The sequence below is a fragment of the Paenirhodobacter ferrireducens genome, assembly GCF_004022265.1.
Taxonomy (GTDB): domain Bacteria; phylum Pseudomonadota; class Alphaproteobacteria; order Rhodobacterales; family Rhodobacteraceae; genus Rhodobacter; species Rhodobacter ferrireducens.
Genome location: NZ_SAVB01000025.1, coordinates 1 through 19,711, shown reverse-complemented (window position 1 = coordinate 19,711; position 19,711 = coordinate 1). Strand labels below are relative to the sequence as shown.

At 66.4% G+C, this 19,711-nt stretch carries 26 protein-coding genes, 1 tRNA gene and 1 pseudogene; 12 read left to right on the top strand and 16 right to left on the bottom strand.

Features of this window, described 5'->3' with window-relative positions; genetic code table 11:
• Position 1: 1 nt before the first annotated feature.
• The 5 genes from trmFO to EOW65_RS16745 all read right to left on the bottom strand — a co-directional run bounded on the left by trmFO (position 2) and on the right by EOW65_RS16745 (position 6,131).
• Entirely contained in the window at positions 2–1,345 is a 1,344-nt protein-coding gene (gene trmFO, locus EOW65_RS16765; protein ID WP_128151392.1) for a methylenetetrahydrofolate--tRNA-(uracil(54)-C(5))-methyltransferase (FADH(2)-oxidizing) TrmFO, read from the bottom strand.
• Between the two features lie 93 nt (positions 1,346–1,438).
• Positions 1,439–2,140: a hypothetical protein gene (locus EOW65_RS16760; protein ID WP_128151390.1), complete on the bottom strand. Its 702-nt coding sequence runs from the start codon at positions 2,138–2,140 to the stop codon at positions 1,439–1,441.
• A 35-nt stretch (positions 2,141–2,175) separates the two neighbouring features.
• Positions 2,176–4,914, bottom strand: a complete 2,739-nt coding sequence (gyrA, locus tag EOW65_RS16755; RefSeq protein WP_128151388.1) for a DNA gyrase subunit A — start codon at positions 4,912–4,914, stop codon at positions 2,176–2,178.
• 156 nt (positions 4,915–5,070) lie between these two features.
• The gene (locus tag EOW65_RS16750) at positions 5,071–5,553 is read right to left on the bottom strand and encodes a disulfide bond formation protein B (protein ID WP_128151386.1); all 483 of its coding nucleotides are present in this window, start codon (positions 5,551–5,553) and stop codon (positions 5,071–5,073) included.
• On the bottom strand, positions 5,553–6,131 hold the full coding sequence (locus tag EOW65_RS16745; RefSeq protein ID WP_128151384.1) for a YqaA family protein: 579 nt from the start codon (positions 6,129–6,131) through the stop codon (positions 5,553–5,555). Before EOW65_RS16745 ends, EOW65_RS16750 begins: the two co-directional genes overlap by 1 nt.
• A 134-nt stretch (positions 6,132–6,265) precedes the next feature.
• Here EOW65_RS16745 and ypfJ point away from each other — a divergent pair, with 134 nt between their 5' ends.
• Entirely contained in the window at positions 6,266–7,120 is an 855-nt protein-coding gene (gene ypfJ, locus EOW65_RS16740) for a KPN_02809 family neutral zinc metallopeptidase (RefSeq protein WP_128151382.1), read from the top strand.
• A 67-nt stretch (positions 7,121–7,187) separates the two neighbouring features.
• Positions 7,188–7,271 (top strand) — tRNA-Leu (locus tag EOW65_RS16735).
• 84 nt (positions 7,272–7,355) lie between these two features.
• Here EOW65_RS16735 and EOW65_RS16730 read toward each other — a convergent pair.
• From EOW65_RS16730 to EOW65_RS16685, 11 genes are all read right to left on the bottom strand, one after another.
• Positions 7,356–8,279, bottom strand: coding sequence for a site-specific integrase (locus EOW65_RS16730; RefSeq protein WP_164880136.1), 924 nt, complete (start codon positions 8,277–8,279; stop codon positions 7,356–7,358).
• A 110-nt stretch (positions 8,280–8,389) separates the two neighbouring features.
• Positions 8,390–8,599: a hypothetical protein gene (locus tag EOW65_RS16725; protein WP_113900342.1), complete on the bottom strand. Its 210-nt coding sequence runs from the start codon at positions 8,597–8,599 to the stop codon at positions 8,390–8,392.
• On the bottom strand, positions 8,599–9,048 hold the full coding sequence (locus EOW65_RS16720; protein WP_128151380.1) for a hypothetical protein: 450 nt from the start codon (positions 9,046–9,048) through the stop codon (positions 8,599–8,601). The genes EOW65_RS16725 and EOW65_RS16720 overlap by 1 nt, the downstream gene beginning before the upstream one ends.
• Positions 9,049–9,157: 109 nt before the next feature.
• Positions 9,158–9,874 carry a hypothetical protein gene (locus EOW65_RS16715; RefSeq protein WP_128151378.1) on the bottom strand — a complete coding sequence of 239 codons (717 nt, stop codon included), beginning with the start codon at positions 9,872–9,874 and terminating at the stop codon, positions 9,158–9,160.
• The gene (locus EOW65_RS16710; protein WP_128151376.1) at positions 9,871–10,065 is read right to left on the bottom strand and encodes a hypothetical protein; all 195 of its coding nucleotides are present in this window, start codon (positions 10,063–10,065) and stop codon (positions 9,871–9,873) included. Before EOW65_RS16710 ends, EOW65_RS16715 begins: the two co-directional genes overlap by 4 nt.
• On the bottom strand, positions 10,065–11,237 hold the full coding sequence (locus tag EOW65_RS16705; protein ID WP_128151375.1) for a DNA polymerase III subunit beta: 1,173 nt from the start codon (positions 11,235–11,237) through the stop codon (positions 10,065–10,067). Before EOW65_RS16705 ends, EOW65_RS16710 begins: the two co-directional genes overlap by 1 nt.
• On the bottom strand, positions 11,237–11,641 hold the full coding sequence (locus EOW65_RS16700; protein ID WP_369407177.1) for a DUF2312 domain-containing protein: 405 nt from the start codon (positions 11,639–11,641) through the stop codon (positions 11,237–11,239). Before EOW65_RS16700 ends, EOW65_RS16705 begins: the two co-directional genes overlap by 1 nt.
• 177 nt (positions 11,642–11,818) lie before the next feature.
• The gene (locus EOW65_RS16695; RefSeq protein ID WP_128151373.1) at positions 11,819–12,106 is read right to left on the bottom strand and encodes a hypothetical protein; all 288 of its coding nucleotides are present in this window, start codon (positions 12,104–12,106) and stop codon (positions 11,819–11,821) included.
• Positions 12,106–12,240 carry a hypothetical protein gene (locus EOW65_RS20415; RefSeq protein ID WP_275402030.1) on the bottom strand — a complete coding sequence of 45 codons (135 nt, stop codon included), beginning with the start codon at positions 12,238–12,240 and terminating at the stop codon, positions 12,106–12,108. Before EOW65_RS20415 ends, EOW65_RS16695 begins: the two co-directional genes overlap by 1 nt.
• 205 nt (positions 12,241–12,445) lie before the next feature.
• A complete protein-coding gene (locus tag EOW65_RS16690; protein WP_128151371.1) occupies positions 12,446–13,114 on the bottom strand; it encodes a helix-turn-helix transcriptional regulator in 669 nt (222 codons plus the stop codon).
• 59 nt (positions 13,115–13,173) lie between these two features.
• Positions 13,174–13,971, bottom strand: a complete 798-nt coding sequence (locus EOW65_RS16685) for a hypothetical protein (RefSeq protein WP_164880135.1) — start codon at positions 13,969–13,971, stop codon at positions 13,174–13,176.
• Between EOW65_RS16685 and EOW65_RS16680 the strand changes: the two genes are divergently transcribed.
• From EOW65_RS16680 to EOW65_RS16635, 10 genes and pseudogenes are all read left to right on the top strand, one after another.
• Positions 13,940–14,380: a phage regulatory CII family protein gene (locus EOW65_RS16680; RefSeq protein ID WP_113900350.1), complete on the top strand. Its 441-nt coding sequence runs from the start codon at positions 13,940–13,942 to the stop codon at positions 14,378–14,380. The genes EOW65_RS16685 and EOW65_RS16680 overlap by 32 nt on opposite strands.
• Positions 14,377–14,634, top strand: coding sequence for a hypothetical protein (locus tag EOW65_RS16675; RefSeq protein ID WP_128151367.1), 258 nt, complete (start codon positions 14,377–14,379; stop codon positions 14,632–14,634). Before EOW65_RS16680 ends, EOW65_RS16675 begins: the two co-directional genes overlap by 4 nt.
• Positions 14,634–15,242 carry a hypothetical protein gene (locus EOW65_RS16670; protein ID WP_128151365.1) on the top strand — a complete coding sequence of 203 codons (609 nt, stop codon included), beginning with the start codon at positions 14,634–14,636 and terminating at the stop codon, positions 15,240–15,242. Before EOW65_RS16675 ends, EOW65_RS16670 begins: the two co-directional genes overlap by 1 nt.
• Positions 15,243–15,511: 269 nt before the next feature.
• Entirely contained in the window at positions 15,512–15,859 is a 348-nt protein-coding gene (locus tag EOW65_RS16665) for a hypothetical protein (RefSeq protein WP_128151363.1), read from the top strand.
• A 39-nt stretch (positions 15,860–15,898) separates the two neighbouring features.
• The gene (locus EOW65_RS16660) at positions 15,899–16,510 is read left to right on the top strand and encodes a hypothetical protein (RefSeq protein WP_128151361.1); all 612 of its coding nucleotides are present in this window, start codon (positions 15,899–15,901) and stop codon (positions 16,508–16,510) included.
• Between the two features lie 205 nt (positions 16,511–16,715).
• The gene (locus EOW65_RS16655; protein WP_128151359.1) at positions 16,716–17,303 is read left to right on the top strand and encodes a hypothetical protein; all 588 of its coding nucleotides are present in this window, start codon (positions 16,716–16,718) and stop codon (positions 17,301–17,303) included.
• Positions 17,300–18,103, top strand: coding sequence for a hypothetical protein (locus EOW65_RS16650; protein WP_128151357.1), 804 nt, complete (start codon positions 17,300–17,302; stop codon positions 18,101–18,103). The genes EOW65_RS16655 and EOW65_RS16650 overlap by 4 nt, the downstream gene beginning before the upstream one ends.
• Before the next feature lie 108 nt (positions 18,104–18,211).
• Positions 18,212–18,928, top strand: a complete 717-nt coding sequence (locus tag EOW65_RS16645) for a hypothetical protein (protein ID WP_240664749.1) — start codon at positions 18,212–18,214, stop codon at positions 18,926–18,928.
• A gap of 45 nt (positions 18,929–18,973) precedes the next feature.
• Entirely contained in the window at positions 18,974–19,321 is a 348-nt protein-coding gene (locus tag EOW65_RS16640) for a hypothetical protein (protein WP_128151355.1), read from the top strand.
• 107 nt (positions 19,322–19,428) lie between these two features.
• A pseudogene (locus tag EOW65_RS16635) lies at positions 19,429–19,711 on the top strand (hypothetical protein); the annotation flags it as partial.

The window sequence follows — 19,711 nt, the reverse complement described above, 5'->3', positions numbered from 1 at the left end:
CTCAGCCCTGCGCCGCAAGCCAGTGCGTGAACAGCTCTTTCGCCCGGTCGGTATAGCCCTTGTAGCGGTCCTTGCGGCCCTTGCGGCCGCCGCGGGCTTCCTCGAGCGGCGGGAAGAGGCCGAAGTTCACGTTCATCGGCTGGAAGCTTTTCGCCTCGGCGCCGCCGGTGATGTGGTTCACCAGGCTGCCCATGGCGGTCTCGGGCGCGGGCGGCGGCAGGCAGCCGCCCTTGATCTCGGCCGCGGCCATGCGGCCCGCCAGAAGCCCCATCGCCGCGCTTTCGACATAGCCCTCGACGCCGGTGATCTGCCCGGCAAAGCGCAGGTTCGGCCGCAGCTTCAGCCGCATCTGGTCATCGAGCAACGTCGGCGAGTTGATGAAGGTGTTGCGATGGATCCCGCCAAGGCGCGCGAAACTGGCGTTCTGCAGCCCCGGAATCATCTTGAATACAGAGGTTTGCGCGCCGTACTTCATCTTCGTCTGGAAGCCGACGATGTTATAGAGCGTGCCGAGCGCATTGTCGCGGCGCAGCTGCACCACGGCATAGGCCTTTTCCTCGGGCTTGTGTGCATTGGTCAGGCCGACGGGCTTCATCGGCCCGTGGCGCAGCGTCTCGCGGCCGCGCTCGGCCATCACCTCGATCGGCAGACAGCCGTCGAAGTACCCCGCCGTCTCGCCCGCGTGGAACTCGGTCTTCTCGGCCGCCAGCAGCGCGTCGATGAAGGCCTCGTATTCCGCCTTGGTCATCGGGCAGTTGATATAGGCGGTGCGCTCTTCCTCGGTCTCGCCCTTGTCGTAGCGGCTTTGCCGCCAGGCGATGTCCATGTCGATGGTCTCGGCATAGACGATCGGCGCGATCGCGTCGAAGAAGGCCAGGCTCTCGGCCCCGGTGGTGGTGCGGATGCTATCTGCCAGCGCGCCCGAGGTCAGCGGCCCGGTGGCGATGATCCAGTGGCCCGAGGTCGGCAGCTCGGTGATTTCCTCATCCGCGAAGGAGATCAGCGGGTGCGACCGCAGTGCCGCCGTCACCGCCTGCGAGAACGCCTCGCGGTCGACGGCCAGGGCGCCGCCGGCGGGCAGCGAATGGCGGTCGGCAGTGCCCATGATCAGCCCGCCCGCAGCCCGCATTTCCCAATGCAGCAGGCCCACGGCGTTGCGTTCGTCATCATCCGAGCGGAACGAGTTCGAACAGACCATTTCGGCGAAATCGCCACTCTGATGCGCGAAGGTGGCGACCTTCGGCCGCATCTCGTGCAGCACGACGGGAACGCCCGCCTGTGCGGCCTGCCAGGCGGCTTCCGATCCGGCCATGCCGCCGCCGATGATGTGAAGTGTATCGCTCATGGGGCCCGTTTACGGTGGGTTGCGGAAAAAGGAAAGCGCCCTCGCGGGGAGGGCGCCGGGGACGCCCCCGAAGGGGCGCCGAAGGACAAGGGCTCAGAGCCCGGGCAGGAAGTCCTGCAGGCCGCGGCCACCGAAGGTCACGCCATTGTTGTTGCCGAAGGTGGCCTTCACGCCAACGCCGACAAAGCTTTCGGCCGCCATGCCGTCGCCGTCATAGAAGCCGAGCTCGCCCGTGGCCTTGATGCCGGGGGTGATCTCGTAGCCGGCGGTACCGCTGACGCGGTAGTTGTTGTCGCCGTCGCCATGGACGATGTCGACCCGGCCGCCGAGGTCGAGCTGCTGGTTCACCGCATAGCCGCCGCGCAGGGTCAGACCGTTGGCGTTCTTGCCCATGCTGTCGAAGTGGGTGAACGCCGCCTCATAGGAGATCTGATTGACCTTGTTGGCGAATTCGAGGCCGTAATAGATCACGTCCTGATTGTCGAGCCAGTCATGGCCGACGAAGGCACCGGCGGCCATGGCGTCGGTCGGACGATAGCTACCGTGCAGGGTGAAGGTGGTGCCGTCCCAGTTGGTCAGCCCGTAGTAGCGCTGCGCGAGATCGCCCTGCACCGAGAACTGCGGCCCGATGCCATATTCGAGCGCACCGCCGAGTGTGGCTTTGTTCAGGTCGCGCGCATCGGCGTCGGCCAGCGTCGAGTAGTGGAAACCGACCTCGGCGCCGGTCACCTCGGCGATCCCGGTCTGCGGCAGCAGCCCGGCTGCGCAAAGCGCGAGAAGGAGTTTTTTCTGCATCATGCACCTCATCAACTGCCCTCCTTCACGGAAGGTCATGCTTCACTGTCTTCATCGCCCTGGTCGGCGACGCGCGCCACCGTGACGACTTCTTCTTCGGCTCCGGTGTTGAACACCTTCACCCCGCCCGCCGAGCGCGAGCGGAAAGAGATCCCCGCCACCGGGCAGCGGATCGACTGGCCCGTCGAGGTGGCCAGCATGATCTGATCCTCGTCCTCGACCGGGAAGGAGGCGACGAGCGCGCCACCGGGCATGCGCTTGTCGAAGGCGGTGACGCCCTGGCCGCCGCGGCCGCGCACCGGGTAATCGTGGCTCGACGAGATCTTGCCCAGCCCCTTGGCGGTGACGGTCAGGATCAGATCCTGTGCCGCGAGCATCTCGGCATAGCGCGCCTCGGACAGCGTGCCCTCGGCCACGGCCTCGTCCTCGTCGGCCTCGACTTCGGTGTCCTCGATCTGGTCCTCGGCGCCATGTTCCGCGCGGTAGCGGCGGATGAAGGCGGCGCGTTCCCAGGGCTCGGCCTCGAAGTGGCGGATCACCGACATCGAGACGACCTTGTCGCCCTCGGCCAGTCGCACGCCGCGCACGCCGGTGGAGGAGCGGCCCTTGAACACGCGCACCTCGGGGACGGGGAAGCGGATCGCCCGCCCGCCCGCCATCACCAGCATGATGTCATCCTCTTCGGTGCACATGCGGGTATCGACCAGCGTCACACCCTCGGGCAGTTCCATCGCCCGCTTGCCGTTGCGCATCACCTTGGCAAAGTCGCTCAGCGCGTTGCGGCGCACATCGCCATCCGAGGTCGCGAAGAACACCTGATAGTTCCCCCAGTCTTCCTCGGGCGCATCGACCGGCATCAGCGAGGCGATGGAGACACCCTGCGGAATTGGCAGGATGTTGACGATCGCCTTGCCCTTCGAGGTGCGGCCCGCGAGCGGCAGGCGCCAGCACTTCAGGCTGTAGACCATGCCATCAGTGGTGAAGAACAGAAGCTGCGTATGGGTGTTCGCGACGAAGAGGGTGGTGACGACGTCGTCTTCCTTCGTCGCCATCGAGGCGAGCCCCTTGCCGCCGCGGCGCTGCGCGCGGAACTCGACCAGCGGCGTGCGCTTGATGTAGCCGCCCGAGGTGATGGTGACGACCATGTCCTCGCGCTCGATCAGGTCCTCGTCATCGAGGTCGCCCGCCCAGTCGATGATCTCGGTGCGGCGCGGCACGGCGAACTGGTCCTTCACCTCGCGCAGCTCGGCCGAGATGATGCTCATGATCCGCTCGCGCGAGCCGAGGATCTCGAGATAGTCGCGGATCTTTGCCGCGAGATCGGCGAGCTCATCGGTGACTTCCTTGACGCCGAGCTGGGTCAGCCGCTGCAGCCGCAGGTCGAGAATGGCGCGGGCCTGGACCTCGGAGAGGTTGTAGGTGCCGTCCTCGTTCATCTCATGGAGCGGATCGTCGATCAGCCGGATATATCCCGCGATCTCATGCGCCGGCCAGCGCCGGGTCATCAGCTTCTCGCGGGCCTCGGCGGCATCGGCCGAGGCGCGGATCGTCGCGACGACCTCGTCGACGTTCGAGACAGCAACGGCCAGACCGCACAGGATATGGCTGCGCTCGCGCGCCTTGCGCAGTTCCCAGGCCGTGCGCCGCGCCACCACTTCCTCGCGGAAAGTGATGAAATGGGTGAGGAAATCGCGCAGCGTCAGTTGCTCGGGCTTGCCGCCGTTCAGCGCCAGCATGTTGCAGCCGAAGGAGGTCTGCAGCGGCGTGAAGCGGTAAAGCTGGTTCAGCACCACATCGGGCGTCGCGTCGCGCTTCAGCTCGATCACCACGCGCACGCCGACCCGGTCGGATTCGTCGGCGATGTTCGAGATCCCCTCGAGCCGCTTGTCACGGACGAGTTCGGCGATCTTCTCGATCATCGCGGCCTTGTTCACCTGATAGGGAATGTCGTCGACGATGATCGCGTGGCGGTCCTTGCGGATCTCCTCGATCCGGGTCTTGGCGCGAATGATGACCGAGCCGCGGCCTTCGAGATAGGCCTTACGGATGCCGCCGCGGCCCATGATCTGCGCCCCCGTCGGGAAGTCGGGGCCGGGCACGATCTGCATCAGCGCCTCGGTCGACATGTCGGGGGTCTCGATCAGCGCGAGCGTCGCATCGACCACTTCGCCCAGGTTGTGCGGCGGGATGTTCGTCGCCATGCCGACCGCGATGCCGCCCGCGCCGTTCACCAGCATGTTCGGGAAGCGCGCCGGAAGGACGGTCGGTTCCTTGTCCTTGCCGTCGTAGTTGTCCTGGAAGTCGACGGTGTCCTTCTCGATATCGGCAAGCATGAAGGCCGAGGGCTTGTCCATGCGCACTTCGGTGTAGCGCATCGCCGCGGCGCTGTCGCCGTCCATCGAGCCGAAGTTGCCCTGACCGTCAAGCAGCGGCAGCGACATCGAGAAGTCCTGCGCCATGCGCACCAGCGCATCATAGATCGCCGCATCGCCGTGCGGGTGATACTTACCCATGACGTCGCCGACCGGACGGGCCGATTTGCGATAGGGTTTGTCCGCGGTGTTCCCGGTCTCGTGCATCGCATAGAGGATGCGCCGGTGCACCGGCTTCAGACCGTCGCGCAGATCGGGGATCGCGCGGGACACGATCACGCTCATCGCATAATCGAGATAGGCGGTCTTCATCTCCTCGGCGATCGAGACGGTGGGGCCGTCATAAAGAGGCCGCTTCGGGCCGTCGTCGAGAGTTTCCGGCGTTTCGGGAGTATCGGTCACGCGCGTCTTCTTTTTCTAGATCTTGTTGGCCGTCTTATAGCCGATCCAACGGTTTGGGTGCAATCTCGAAGCGTCGTGCCGGGCGGAGACCGGCGGATTCGAGTATTTTTGCCAAGAAAAAGCCCAAGGGCGCGCCCGGATGGAAACCGGCGCGGCTCAGGCGGTGGCGCGGCCCCTGAGAAAGGCCCAGACCCAGATCCCGGCGAAGACGAGCGAGCCGACCGCGTTCAGGTTCGCCATGGTGATGCCGAAGATCTCCCAGCTGATCTCGTCGCAGCGCACCAGCGGCGCGGCCTGGATCTGCGCGAGCAGGTCCTGCGCCGACATCCCGCCCACCGGGTTCGAGGTGCAGGCGTCGGGGCCGGCGAAGATGTGCCGTTCGACCCCCGAATGGTAGAACCCCAGCACCGAGGTGGTGAGCGCGGCAAGCGCGCCCAGAAGCGACAGCCCCATCGGCAGGCGGAACAGCAGCATCGCCGCGCCGAGAAGGGCCGCGAACAAATGCGGCCAGCGTTGCTCGATGCAGAGCTCGCAAGGGGCGTAGCCGATCGCCTGGAAGATCAGCGCGCCGACCAGCACCGCGGCAGAGCCGAAGGCGGCGAGGCCGACGAGGCGGCGGGGGGTGAGAAGCTCGAGCATCACAGATACCTCAGGGCGTAGAAACCGCCGATCAGCAGCACGACGAAGGCGGTGAAGAGCGGGCCGAGCCAGCGCTCGATGAAATCGCGGATCGGGGAGCCGAAGCGCCACAGCAGCCCGGCGACGACGAAGAAGCGCAGCGCCCGGGCGACGACCGAGACCGCGAGGAACAGTGGCAGGGAAAGCTGTGTCGCGCCGGAGAAGATGGTGATCACCTTGTAGGGGAAGGGGGTGACGCCGGCGACCAGCACCGCCCAACCGCCGTAGGTGTTGAAGCGCAGGGCGAGCTCGTCGAACTTGTCGGCCTTGCCGTAGAACTCGAGGATCGGCTTGCCGATCGCATCCATGAAGCCATAGCCGATCGCATAGCCGAGACAGCCGCCGACGACCGAGGCGAGCGTCGCGACGAAGGCGATCTTCCACGCCTTTTCACGCGCCGCCAGAACCATCGGAATCATCAGCACGTCGGGCGGAATCGGAAAGACCGAGCTTTCGACGAAGGCCACCGCCGCCAGCGCCCACATCGCGCGCGGATGGCCGGCAAGGCTCATCGTCCAGTCGTAAAGCCGTCGGATCATCTGCGCCCCATCTCAGGTTTCGCCTGATGTCTCGCCGCTCTGCGCTGCAAGGTCAAGCAGCGGCGCAAGCTTTTGCGTTGTGCGGGGGGAGCCGGAACCGTTAATCTCGCGCTTGTGACCAGTGGAGGTGTGCAATGAAATGGCAGGGACGGCGCGGCAGCCGCTACATCGAGGATCGGCGTGGGGCGTCGGGCAGCCCGGTGGGGCTGCGCGGGGCAGGCGGTCTCGGTGTGCTCGCGGTCGTCCTCGTCGGTTGGTATTTCGGCGTCGACCTGACGCCCTTGCTCGATCAGGGAGGGCAGGGCCCCTCGGTGCAGACTTCGGGCACGCTCAGCGAGGAAGACCAGCAGATGGGGGATTTCGTCTCGGTGACGCTTGCCGATACCGAGGAGGTCTGGGCGAAGATCTTCACGGACGAGCTGGGCCGGACTTATCACCCGGCGACGCTGGTACTCTACAGCGAGGTGACGCAATCGCCCTGCGGCACGGCCTCGGGGGCGACCGGGCCATTCTATTGCCCGAGCGACAAGAAGGTCTACCTCGACACCGCTTTCTTCACCACGCTGTCGCGCGAGCTTGGTGCCTCGGGCGATTTCGCCGCGGCCTATGTCGTGGCGCATGAGATCGGCCACCATGTGCAGGACGAACTGGGCGTTCTGTCAAAGGTGAACGCGCTGCGCGCGAAGGCGGACGAGGCGGAGAGCAACGCGCTGTCCGTGCGTACCGAGCTGCAGGCCGATTGCCTGGCCGGGATCTGGGCCTTCCACGCCGAGGAGCAGTTCGGCTCGATCGAGCGCGGCGACATCGCCGAGGCGATGAACGCGGCCGAGCGGATCGGCGACGACACGCTTCAGCGCAACGCCGGGCGCCGGCCGATGCCCGACAGCTTCACCCACGGCACCTCCGAACAGCGCCAGCGCTGGTTCGAGACCGGCTATGAAAGCGGCAACATCTCGCATTGCGACACCTTCTCGGTGGCCGAGCCCTGAACCGGGCAGCCGGGCGCGGCAAGCCCCTTGCCAGTCGCCCGGCCGCCCGCTACATGGGCAGGAACTGGCCCGAGTGGCGGAATGGTAGACGCAGGGGATTCAAAATCCTCCGCCGCAAGGCGTGCGAGTTCGAGTCTCGCCTCGGGCACCAGTTTGAAATCACACACTAAAATCGTTCCGTCCCGTTCCGTCGCGTAGGTCGCCCGCGGGCAGTTCCCACATGCGCTTCCCACGGTCATGTTTCGGTCTTGTTCCGTTCCATCATCGTCATCGCCGATTTCGACAGCCGCTTTCGATTCGCCCGGGAGCGGTAATAGGCGATCATCTCCGGTGTCTGATTGGTGATCGACTGGATCTGCGCATCGGTGCAGCCGGCCTCCGCCAAACGCACGATCGCGAGCTTGCGCAGGCCATGCAGCGTGTAGGGTTTCGCCTTGGCCCCGAGCCCCGTGCGCCATCCGCGGAATGCCTTCTCGATCGCGGAATATCCAAGCGGCTCGGTGAGGTTCTTGGCAATGATGTGGGTGCCGCGCTTTGGCTGCGCGGCCAGAAACGCGCGCAGACTTGGCGGGCTGTAGACCTCGATCCGAGTATCTGTCTTCTCGTCGAGAACATCCATCCACTCGCCTCGGAAATGGTCATGGCGCATGATGATCGCCGCATTCGGGCGCTGCCCGGTGCCGAGGATCAACTCGGCCGCGGTGCGAACCGCCGCCGGGGCGGTGTCGAGCGCCGAGACCATCCAGTCCGGCCATGGCTCGAACTCGCGCTGCTTGCCGTAAAGCTCGATCCCCTCGGCCACGTTCTCGACGTTCCAGTCGAGCGTGTTTCGCGCGAAGTTCAGCAGCAGGCTGATGATCTGCACCATCCAGTCGGCGCGGCGCGGAGTTTCGACATACTTCGCATGGATCGCGCGCACCTGGGAGCGGGTGATACTGCGCACCGCCTTGTCCCCGTTCTTCTCGGCGATCTCGTTGAGGATGCGGTCGTAGCTTCTCCTGGTGCTGTATGCGAGGCGGGTGAATTTCGGATGGGCCCGGTAGGCGCGGATCAGATCTCCCCAGGTATCGCGCTCGGGCTTTTTGAGCGCCTCGCTGGTGCCGGACCGGATCGCCCAATAGGCGCGGTCGAATTCTTCAGAGTCTGGGTCATCGGGCAATGGAATGAACCGCTCACGCCGGCGCCCGTCCTGAAACCATGTCATCCGGTAGTAGGGGCGCAGGCGCCCCCCGACCTTCTTGAACTGGACATATGGCTTCTGAGACCGCTTCAAAGGTCGAATTCCTCGGTTGGCTTTGGCTTGGTTCCGCGAACGATAGCGTCGATGTCGGAAATCGACCAACGCTCGTGCTGCCCGATTTTGAGCGGAGCGGGGAGAGCCCCCGCGGATACCAGATCCCTAAATTCAGCCGGGCGCATGTCAAGCAAGCGCGCCGCGGTGCGATCAGTGGCATAGATGATCTGCTCATGCCTTGCCATCAGTCGGTCTCCATCTTCTCAAGCGCATCCAGCGCGATGCGGCGGATCGGCCCGGCGCTGATCCTGGCGATTTCAGTGAGCGCTGCGCGGGCGGTGGCCACATCGGCGCGCACCTCAGGCACAGGGCGGTCGGTGACGGAGGCGTAGAGGGGCGTCACCGTCCAGTCGCCTTCGCTCTCGAAAAATGCGGCCCTCTCCGCCTTTCGCTCGAAGTGATATTCCCCCTTGAAAGTCTGGTCTTCGCAGAGCCATGCCACAGGTTCAGCCCGAACCCGCAGCCGCTCAACTTCGGCCTCAGCTTGCTCAGCGAAACTCACCACCGCGTAGCTCTTAGCCACAAGCTCTCTGACTGCATTTTCAGATGCCTGCGCTACGGCGGCGCGTGAAAGTTCGTGCAGGTCGCTGAGATAGCTGAGATAGCGGTCAACAGCCGCAGCGATCGTGCTCATTCCTGTTTCCCTTCTCGCTTCGCTCCGACCATCGTCAGCACAACCGCTGCGACGATGACCAAGGCCTCGATGGTGAGGCGGAGGATGGTTCCGGTTGGCGGTGCAGCGCTCATGCGGCTCTCCTGATCTCATTGAGGGCGTGATCGCCCCATTGCTCGGCCATGGCCGCCGCGAGGCCGGGAAAGAACCGGCTGCGGAAGACCTTGCGCCCGGGCCCGGGCGGGGCGCGGTGGATCTCGTCGCGCGCGGTGCTGCCGTCGAGCGTGCCGGTGGCCGTGAGCTTCGGCAGCCCGCGCAGCCACAGGCAGGTGCGCTTCGTCACGTTGTCCGGGCCGGCAGGATCGGTGCCGAACTGCCAGGGCTGAACGCTTTGGCTGAAGGGGCGGAAATCGCGGATCCGGGCCTTGGCATGCTTGTGCATCACCGGGTTCTCGATCGCGATCCGCGGCACCGGCGCGCTCCAGCACGCCGAGAAGAGTGCCGCGCCCTCATCGAGCAGGCGCCACATGATCCGCAGGCGGGTCGCCTCATCGAGACCGCGCCAGGCCGCGTGCTCGGCCGCGGTGACCTCGTCGGGCGGATTGCACGGCGGGGTGGTCAGCCAGCGCACGCCGCTGTTGGCGAGGCGCGTGCAGGGCGGGTGGCAGATGACGGCCAGATCCCAGCCGAGGCCGAGCGCCTCGCGCACATCGCAGACCATGTGCCGGTTGCTGCCATCCTCGGCCGGGGCGAGATCGCACGACCAGGCATCATGCCCGCGGGCCGCGAAGGCACGGCGCACGATGCCCGAGCGCTCGCAGCCGATCAGGACGCGCAGGGCGGTCATCGGCCCACCTCCGCCAGCATCTCGCGCAGCGCTACGACCAGAACGTGAGGCCGGCGGCGCGGCCGGCGCGGTGGCGTGATGACGTCGCGAGGCGGCGCCGTCTCGGCGCGCGGATCGTGGTGTGGCGGGCGCAGCGCCGCCGGGAGCGGCGCAAGGCTGACGCGGGCAGGGTGGTGGTGAGGCTGTTCCATCACACCCTCGCCGGCATAAGAACGAACATGGCGTCTGGATCGTCGCCGTGGATGATGAACGGATCTCTGGGGCTGGCGCCCTTGACCGTGAAGGTCGGCGTAACCCGCCCCTGCTCGGCGAGATAGCGAAGGTTGAAGCCGAAAACCGGCGGCGCCATGCCATCCTTGCACTTGATGCCGATCGGCATCTCTATCCCGCCGTCCTGGTTGCCGATGCAGATCATCCCCTTGCTGGCGTCGAGGCGCGCGATATGGGCGTCATAGTCGGCACCAGCCGCCGCACGCTGCAGCCGGGTCAGCTCTGCCCCGGAGATGGTGCAGCAGATCGCATCGGATGCGGCGGGGATCACGCGGCTGTATTCGGGATAACGGCCGTCGATCAGCTTTGCGCTGACCTCGATGTCCAGCCCATGAATATGCACGTGGCGCTCCCACATCGTGACCCTCAGGGGGGCGTTATCCCCGGGCCGCGTGACTTGCTTCAGCAGATCCACCAGCTGTTTCGGGATGATGGCGCTAAGCGTCTGGCCGGGGATCGCGCCGATCTGCGTGTCGGTATCCACGACCGCCAGACGGTGCCCGTCCGTCGCCACCGCGCGCAGGGTGCTGCCATCGGGGCGTGCATGCAGGTAGATGCCGTTCAGGTAATACCGCGTCTCTTCGGCGCTGATGCAGTGCCGGCACAGGTGGATCATCCGTCGCAGCTCGTCAGGTGTTTGCGTCCAGGTGGCGGTCTTGACGGTCGAGGCGGAGAACTGCGGGAAATCCCCGGCCGGGATCAGGGCGCGCTGACGCACCACCATGTCGCCGCCGTCCATCAGGATCATGCTCGGCGTGTCCTCGACCGCCGGTGCGTGCACCGAGATCTTGACCACGGACCGCGCGGCCGCCGCGAAGGATGCGAGCGTGGCAGCACGGATCATGACCGCGGCCTCGCCCTCAAACGCCACATCGGCGTCGATATTGACGGTCAGCTCGATGTCGAGGTCTGTCGCGCACAGGCTGACGCGCCCGTGGCCGATTGTGACGCGCACATAGCCAAGCACAGGGATAACGTTCCAGCGCGGCACCACCTGTGCCATCAGCCGTGCGGCGCGGCGAAACTCCGCCAGCGGGATATGGGCGCTGGCGATCTGGTGCGTGTCGGCGGAGATCTTGGATTGAGCGTTCATCACCGCCCCCCAAGTGCTTGCATGTAGATCTCGAGGATCGCCTCTTCCGCGGCCAGATCATCGTGGTCGCGTTTGCGCATCACGATGATCTTCTTCATCACCTTGGTGTTGTAACCCCGCGCCTTGGCCTCGGCCATCACGTCCTTCTGCTGCTCGGCGATGTCCTTCTTCTCGGCTTCGAGGTGCTCGAATTGCTCGATGAACTGGCGCAGTTCTTCGGCGGTGACGTTGTAGAGATGATCCCCGACCGCGACGTCGGCGGGCGTATTCTTGACCGGGATCCGCCCGCCCGTGTCGACCGGCGGCATGGCGGTGAGGTCGGCCATGCTGGCCTGCGTCTCGCTGCCGCCCGGGGGCGGCGCGGGCGTGGATTTCTGGGGATCGGGGGCGGGGGGCATGAACATCGGATCCTCCGTGAGGGGTTGGCGGGCGGGTGCCAGCCGAATGCAATCCCGCCCGCACCGGGCGACATGCCCGGATCACTGCCCCGGCGGCAGCTGTGGTCATCGTGAGTGGTGGCGCCGCCGGGGTCGCGGCTGCGCGGGCGGCGGCGGGGAGGTCCCGGCGCCCCCGCCGTGAAATCAGCCGGTCAGCGCGAGGCGCGCGCGGGCCTCGGCGAGCGGGGCGGCATCGACCGCCGCGGCGATCCAGCGCGCACATGCGGATGCGATGTCGCGGCCGGTGGCCTTGATGCCGTGCAGCTCGATCCTGACGCCGGCTGACACTCTCTGGGCGGGCCGCCAGGCCACCCAGAGCTGGCCGGCGCCGGTCGCGTTGATCTCGCCGACGATCGCGTCAATGCGGTCCACGGTGTCGAGGGGCGTGAGCCGGTCGAGCAGGCGGGCGAGGGGGGAGACGGGCAGCACCATCAGGCCAGCGCCCCGGCGGAAAGCTGCGGCAGCGCCAGCGCGGTGTCGAGCGCGGCGCGGGCGATGACCAGGCTGCCGGCGCAGATCAGCGCCGCGAGCAGCAGGTCGGAGACGTGCAGGCGGGTCTTGCCCATGTGATCCTCCATCGGTGATCCCGCGATCGGCCCGGGGTGGGTGTCAGCGGCGGGTGATGGGAAGAGAGTACGTGTGAAATATCACATCGTCAATGGAACAAATGGGAAAAAACACATTTGCCGTGAGCCGGTGTGCGCGATAAGGGTGAGAAAATGCACACCGTATCAGCGTTATCCGATTTTCAAATCATGGTTGCCGTCGACGCTATTCGGCGCGCGGGCGGGGGAGAGCCGTCAGAGCGTCTAGAAAACGCGCTTGGTCTTCTGGGCCAAATTGCTCAAGAAATTCTGCAAGGCGTCGATCGAGTTGATACCTCTGCCCGATCCCGAGTAGTTCTCCCGGATCTCGATGAAGGGCTTGAGCTAGTGCAAACACGGTAGATATTTTGGGGCTCACCGTCCTGCGCTCTCGAATATCCGTCACGGCCCTGCGGTTCAGCCCGGCCTTGATCGACAGTTCTGCCTCAGTCATGCCAGACTCAGCCAAGGCTGCCAGCAGGTTCTCTCGGAAGGTTTCGTTCTGATCCATAGTGAGAGAAATACCGCCACCTCGTCGTGCGGGCGAATGTGAAATTCCTGCTTGTTTGGTGTGAAAAATCACACTACCTTGCCCGCCATGCAAACGGAAACTGACCAGCTGATCTCTGAGATCGAAGCCGCTGCCGCGGTCCTCGGGCTGTCCCCCAGCACTATCGGTGAACGCGCCGGTCAGGGAGGGCAGTTCTATTCCCGCCTCAAGCGCGGATCTCGCGCATGGCCCGAAACGGTCAAGTCCGTGAGGGCAAGGATAGTCGAAATGCGAGCTGCATCCATTGGGGATGGCGGAGCTTCCGCATGACCGCCGCTGTCCTTCCTGCAAATTCCGCTTTCCCATGCCTGAGCCTTCTCATGGCTGAGGGCACGCGTCACGGAATCCCGGTTTCCGACGGAGGATCAGCGACGACCATATTCGTTGATCTCGAGAGAGAGGCTTTTCATCCGGGCCAGTCTTGCCCCCTCCATCGTGCCATTCGTCATTGCCAGCCGCATCATTGCCTCGTTGAAGACGTTGATGCGGCGGCTGTTGTACTGGTCGCCCCAAAGGGACTTCACATAGGCTTCGACGTGTTCACGGCGGGGGCGCAGGATCGCAACCAGGCCACGCAGGATTGGCCAAGCGTCTTGCTTCCTTCCGTAGGGGACCCAGCCGTCGCTGACGGCAAAGCGACATTCCCTCTTGGCGTATTCGACGATTTGGTCGAGCGCTTGATCTCGGGAGATTTCCGCGGCTTCGGCGATGAGCAACATCAGCGAGATCTGGCTGACGAGCTGTCGGCGAATGGCGAGCGCCATGGACTGGGGCTGAGTGTAGTAGATGTAGGGATCGTATGGAAATGTGCTTGTTGCGTCCCAGTAGACCGACGTCTGGCACTCTTCACCGGTCGCCACATCCACCATGCGAGAGACACCTCCCTCGCTCAGGTGTCGAATGCGACGCTTGTCGAGGTCGATGATCGTCATCACGTAGGGCGGCGATCCGCAAAGGATAATGGCCGATCGTTCAGAGATTGCGCCGTTGCGATCCGTGTAGGTGATCCGGAAAACCCTGTCGAAAATGTGCGGTTCGGTCGTCATCAATGGGAGGTCCTTCTTATGCAGTTCGCAGATGATAGCGCCTGCATTTCGCGGCGCATCCGAAAAGCGGCATGGGGAGTTGCCCATGTCTGACCGGGTGATGATCAACCAGTTCATGCACGCGCTGGTGTCGCGCGCGGGCGGGGTCGAGAACGCGGCGCGCTTCGTCGACGCGCGCCTCGGCATCCCGCTGGACGGCTCGGGGTTCTCGACGCGCAAGGGCACGTTCTCGAAGCGGCTGGCGGGGCATCTGGATTGGCCGCTGGTCGAGATCATGGCGCTCGAGGATGCGGTCGGCGATCCGGTCGTGCGGCGCTGGCTGGCGCGCAGCCTGCCCGAAACCACCGAGGCGATCGACCTGATGCTGTGCGTGTCGGAGACGGCGCGCGAGGTGGGCGAGGCGGTCGGTGCGGTTGCCGATCTCGCCTCGGGGCGGGGTGACCGGGCGCGGGCGCGCAAGGAAGTGCATGAGGCCCGCGGCGCGATCGACCGCCTCGCCGCCGCCGTTGACGGAGAGGAAGCATGAGTACCAATGTTCTCTCGCCGGCCTTCGATACCGTCGAAATGCGGCAGTTCGTCTTTGGAGACGGCGAGACGGTTCACGATGTCATGGTCGAACGGTTCAGTGATGACCGCATTGCCATTACCATCGAGGCGTCCAATCCGGAGGAAGCCACGTGGCATTCCATGGTGCTTCCTCTGGACCAGCGATACGCCCGGTTGATTGGCGGCGCGCTGCTTGATCTTGCGCAGGCGCCTGCGCCGAAGGGCGGTGCGTGATGGGGCTGCGCAAGTATTGGGAAATCACGATCCGCGGCGTGACCTATCCGGACGTGAACGCCGCGGCGCAGGCATTTGGGGTCGGCGCACATGCGATCCGCCAGGCGGCACGGGCTGGCCGGCTTGACCGTGTGGGGATGCCGAAGGGGTGTGAGCCGATGCCGGTGCGTATCAGGGGTGAGGATTACCCCGATGCGAAGGCGGCTGCGCAGGCGCTTGGGGTGACGACGAACGCCGTTTACCAGGCGATCGTGCAGGGGCGGGAAGACAGGCTCGGCCTGCCCCGGGCGCCTGTGAGCAATCGGGGGCGGCAGTTCTCGATTGGCGGCATGTCCTGGCCGTCCGAGGCAGAGGCGTGCCGGCAGCTGGGGCTGTGTCTGAATTATATCTACCTCGCCCGCCGGCGCGGATCTGTGGCGATGCAGCAGGTGATCTTGCAGCGGGCCATGCAGATGCGGGTGCAGCACGCCCGGGCGAGCGGCACCTCGGATTTCCCGCCGGCCTGCGACCCTGTCCACGGGCGCCGCACGGCAGGCCGGCCAACTGGCGCGGCGGGCCGATCCCGCCGCGCCCCTTTGGGGCTTCGCGCGCAGGAGCGGCGGCGATGACGGCGAAGGTGATCCATGTGCTTTCCGGCGGTGAGCGAGCCCTGATCAGCTGTGATGCGTGCTGCGCGCAAATCTCGTTTGACATGCGCAAGCCGCTCGGAACGATCTCGAAGCGCACCGCAGCTAGCTCGGGCCACGCCATGAGACGAGCGGCCCTGTCCAAGGGGTGGAGCAATCCATCTGGCAAGCACTTCTGCCCCAGATGCACCAAACGCCGGCGTGGCGCCGATGAACCCAACCCCAAACCCAAACCGATCGAGGAGAAGACGATGGTCCAGAAGACCGAGGCAAAGCAGGCGCTGCGGCAGCCGTCGCAGGAACAGCGCGGCGACATCATCGAGATGCTGGTGCTGACCTATGACCGCAAGGCGAAGCGCTACAAGGGGGCGGACACCGACAAGACGGTTGCCGAGGCCGTGGGCACCTGGTGCCTGCCCGGCTGGGTGACCGAGATCCGCGAGCGGGACTTCGGCCCCGCGGGTGGCAACGAGGAGATCGAGGCGATCCGGGCCGAGATCGCCGCGGTGCAGGCAGACTGCGCCGAGCGGGTGGCGGTGCTGGGCAAGCGGCTTGATGCGGTCTGCGCGGCGATCGGGCCGCGGGCGGCGCGGATCTAGGGCGGGGCGCGCGGGAACAGCTGCGCGGGAGGTGACGACATGATTGATCCGGCAAGGCCGCGGCTCGTGCAGATGGACGAGCTCGAGGAATATCCGATCGGCCGCGACGAGCGGCTGGATGCGCATTCCTTCGTGAAGTGGTGGCATCACCGCTGGCTGTCCTCGCGCACCTTCCGCCTGGCGTCCTGGGAGACGCAGGGAATGGCGCGGGCGCTGTTCGACATGTCGCAGACGGAAAGCCCGATCGGCACCTTGCCCGATGATGACGACGAGTTGGCGGTGATGCTGCGGGTCGAACGGCGGCGGATCGGCGAGCTGCGGCGCGCCGAGTTCGGGCCGTTCCGGGGCTGGCGGCGGTGCCGCTGCGGCGACGAGGTGCGGCTGATGCACCCGGTCGTTCTCGAGCAGGTGCGCGATGCCCTGGACCGGCGCGAGGCGCGCGAGATGTCGCGCGAGGCGGCGGCGGTGCGCAAGCGGCGCGAGCGGCTGCGCGACGGGTTGGGCAAGCTCGGGCTGTCGGACGCCATTCTGGGCAGCGATCTGCTGATCGAGCGCATGGACGAGTGGATGCTCGCCAATGTGCGCGGCCGGCGGGACGGGCAGTCCTATGGCGCGGCGCTGCTGCATGCGCGGCGTGAAAGATGGCTCTAGGCGGGGGTGTGACTGTCCCGTGAGTGTCACGCGTGACGGTTTGTGACTGTCACGGACAGTCCGGGACAGTCACGTCTGTCGTGTGACAGTTCTGCCTAGAGAAGAAGAGACAAGAAAAGACAAGAAAAGACAGACGCGGCCGTGACGGCCGGGCAACGGCGCCTGTGGATAACTTCGGCAATGCGATGAGAATGGAGCAGGTGGAATGGACAGTGCAGAACAGGCAGCCGGCGAGCGTCGGGTGCGGGAATTGCTGATTGAGCCGCTGGCGCGGCGGGGGCTCGCGCGGCCGAGCAGCCTGACGCGGGCGCAGTATGAGGAGATGTGCCGCGACCTCTGCGCGCGGCTCGCCTACATGGACAGCCTCAGCCTCGAGGCGCTGGAGGAACAGGTGGCGGCGAACCCGGCGGGCAAGGATCTGGATCGGCTGCCGATCGCGAACCGGATCCTCGACTGGGCCGGACAGATCCAGCCGCCGCGCGATGACAGCGTGTCGCCGCTGATGCGGCGGGCGTTCTCGCACCGCATGGGCGCGGCCGCGATCGAGCAGGGCTGGGGGCCGGAACTGCTCGACTACCTGCGCCGCAAGCGGCTCTGGCCGGGCGAGTTCATGGTCGGCGAGCTGCGCAAGGCGGGCCATGACAACGCGCGGCAGATGGTGCTGATCGAAGAGCGCCTCGCGGCCGGCCGGGTGGTGCCGCCGGAACAGCTGCGCTGGCGCGACGAACGGGCCGCGGCCGCGGCGCGGTGCCGCCGGATCGCCGAGCTGGTGCAGGCCGGGGGTGCGGCATGAGCGCGATGGCAGATGCGGCGCGGCCGGCCGCGGTGTCGGCGCAGGACTGGGCGCGGCTGAGCGCGGCGCAGCGGCTGGCGGCGGCCGAGTTGCTGGCGGTGCGCCCGGCCGAGATCTCGGTGACGCGCTGGCTGACGATGGGCGAGGCGGGGCGGCGCGCGGCGCTGCTGCGGGCGGCGACGGCGCCCGAGGCCTGCGGTCCCGAGATCCCGGTGGCGCCGGCGCGCGGGGCGTGCCGGGTGTTCACCGTGCGGCAGATCCGGCCGGGCACCCGCAACACGATCGAGGATGCGGGCTATCAGGGCCCGGGAGAGGCGCAGCCGCGCCGGGCGGTGCGTGCGGCCGATGTCTTCGACCGGATGGAAGCGCGGGCGCGCGCGGCAAAGAAGCCGCTGCCCTTCACGCCCGGGCAGATCGCGATCGCGCGGCTTTACCGCACGCTCGTCGAGCGGCACGAGGCCGGGGCGATCAAGCTCTCCAGCCTCGAGGGCCGGACGGGCGGCTCGGGCCGGGGCGCCGACGTCACCGACCTGCGGCTCGAGGAAGCGCGCAAGATCGCGCTCCTGCGCCGGCGGATCGGCGACGGGGCGGCGATGGTGGTGCGCCGGGTGCGGCCGAGCGCACGCGGGGCCGGCGCCTCGATCATCCTCGACCGCCGGCTGGTGGATGCGGTTTGCCTTGAGGATCTGGACCCGAGCGCGGTGCTGGTGGCGCATGGCTGGGCTGCCAAGGGGGATCGTCAGAACATGCTGAGACAGGCACTCGGCGCCGCCCTGGACCGCATGCAAGGGTATCTGTGAGAAAGGGGATTGACGCTTAAGTCTACCGGCGGCATATCTCTTCCTATGATCTACACGAGCGCCCGGCGGGACCCACCCGACCGGGCGTTCCTGTTTCGCGAGGTGGAGATGACGGAGATTGCTCTGGACGTCTCGGGCTTCGTCTCTGCGCTGAAGGTGATGGCCGAGCGGGATCTCCGCATCGCCGCGACCTGGGCGCTGAACGATACGGCGAAAGAGGCAAGCGACCACATCCGGGACCGGATGACGGTGGTGTTCGACCGGCCGACGACATTCACCGAGAACGCCTTTTACGTGAAGAAGGCGCGGGTGGATGACCTGACCGCCGCGGTGATGGAACGCCCGACGCGGGCGTCGCGCGACTATCTGAAGGTCGAGGAAGCGGGCGGGCCGCGCCGGCCGACCGGGTTCGAGGGCCAGATGCAGCGGGCGCTGGCCTATGACGGGCTGATCTCGGCGGTGATCCCGGCGGACGAGGCGCGGCTCGATGCCTATGGCAACTGGTCGGTGGGCGAGCGCAACCAGGTGATGTCGGCGCTGAAGATCCAGCGCGACTATGCCGCGAATGCCACGGCGCGCTCGACCCTGAGCGGGCGCAAGCGCAAGCGCTCGACCTATTTCGTGCCGCAGTCGGGGCTCTATCCGGGGATCTACCGCAAGGACGCCTCGGGCAATATCGGCATCGTCGCGATCCTCACGGACAAGGTGCCGCGATACGCGCCGCGGCTCGGCTTCCATGCCGAAGCGATGGCGGTCTTCGAGGCGCGGCTGCAAGGCCATTTGTCCCGGACGCTGAGCCAGGTGTTCTACAAGCGGCTCGGCTGAGCGAGACCGGCCCCATGACCGGGGCGGAAACTAGGAGATCTGAACATGGATATCGTTCGCATCGTCCCGCCGTCTGGTGAGGGCGTCAAATCCGGCTGCGGAACGCAGGTGCTGATGCCCGACGGGACGGAGGTGCCGTTCGTCACCTCGGTGACAGTTACCTTCGCGCCTGACATTCCGGTCAGGGCAGAAGTCGAGGTCGCGACCGACTTCGTGGAAGAGATCTCGGCGCACCCGATCCTTGGGCTCGATACGCTGAAAGCCTCAGCCGCGCGGTATGGGCTCCAGCTGGTCCCTGTCGATGGAACCGTGAGCTGCGTGACCCTCGCGGGAAAGACGATCAATCGCCTGCTCCCCGCGGGTCCTTCCCGGGCAACCTCGTCGCACGGGTAATTCGCGCCCCGTTCGTTTCGGCCCGCTTAACGACCGGGCAAGCCTTAACCTGCCGGGCCTTAACAAGTCCCGCCGGGCTTTACCAGAAAACCATGGGAGATTGCGGCGTGCAGGTGAATGCCACGACGCTCGCGCAGCGCCTTGGCGTGTCGAAGGCGCGCATTTCGCAATATGTCGCCCAGGGCACGCTGGCCGGGTGCTTTACCGGCGAGGGGCGGGCGCGACGGTTCGACCTCGACCTCGTGCAGAAGGCGCTGCATCAACGCCTCGACCCGGGGCAGATGCTGGGCAACGGGGCGGGCACGCGCGCGGCACTGCGCGATCTCGATGCCCCGGCACCGCGCACGGCGCCGCGGACCGACAGCCTGCTCGAGCCGCGGGACCCGGATC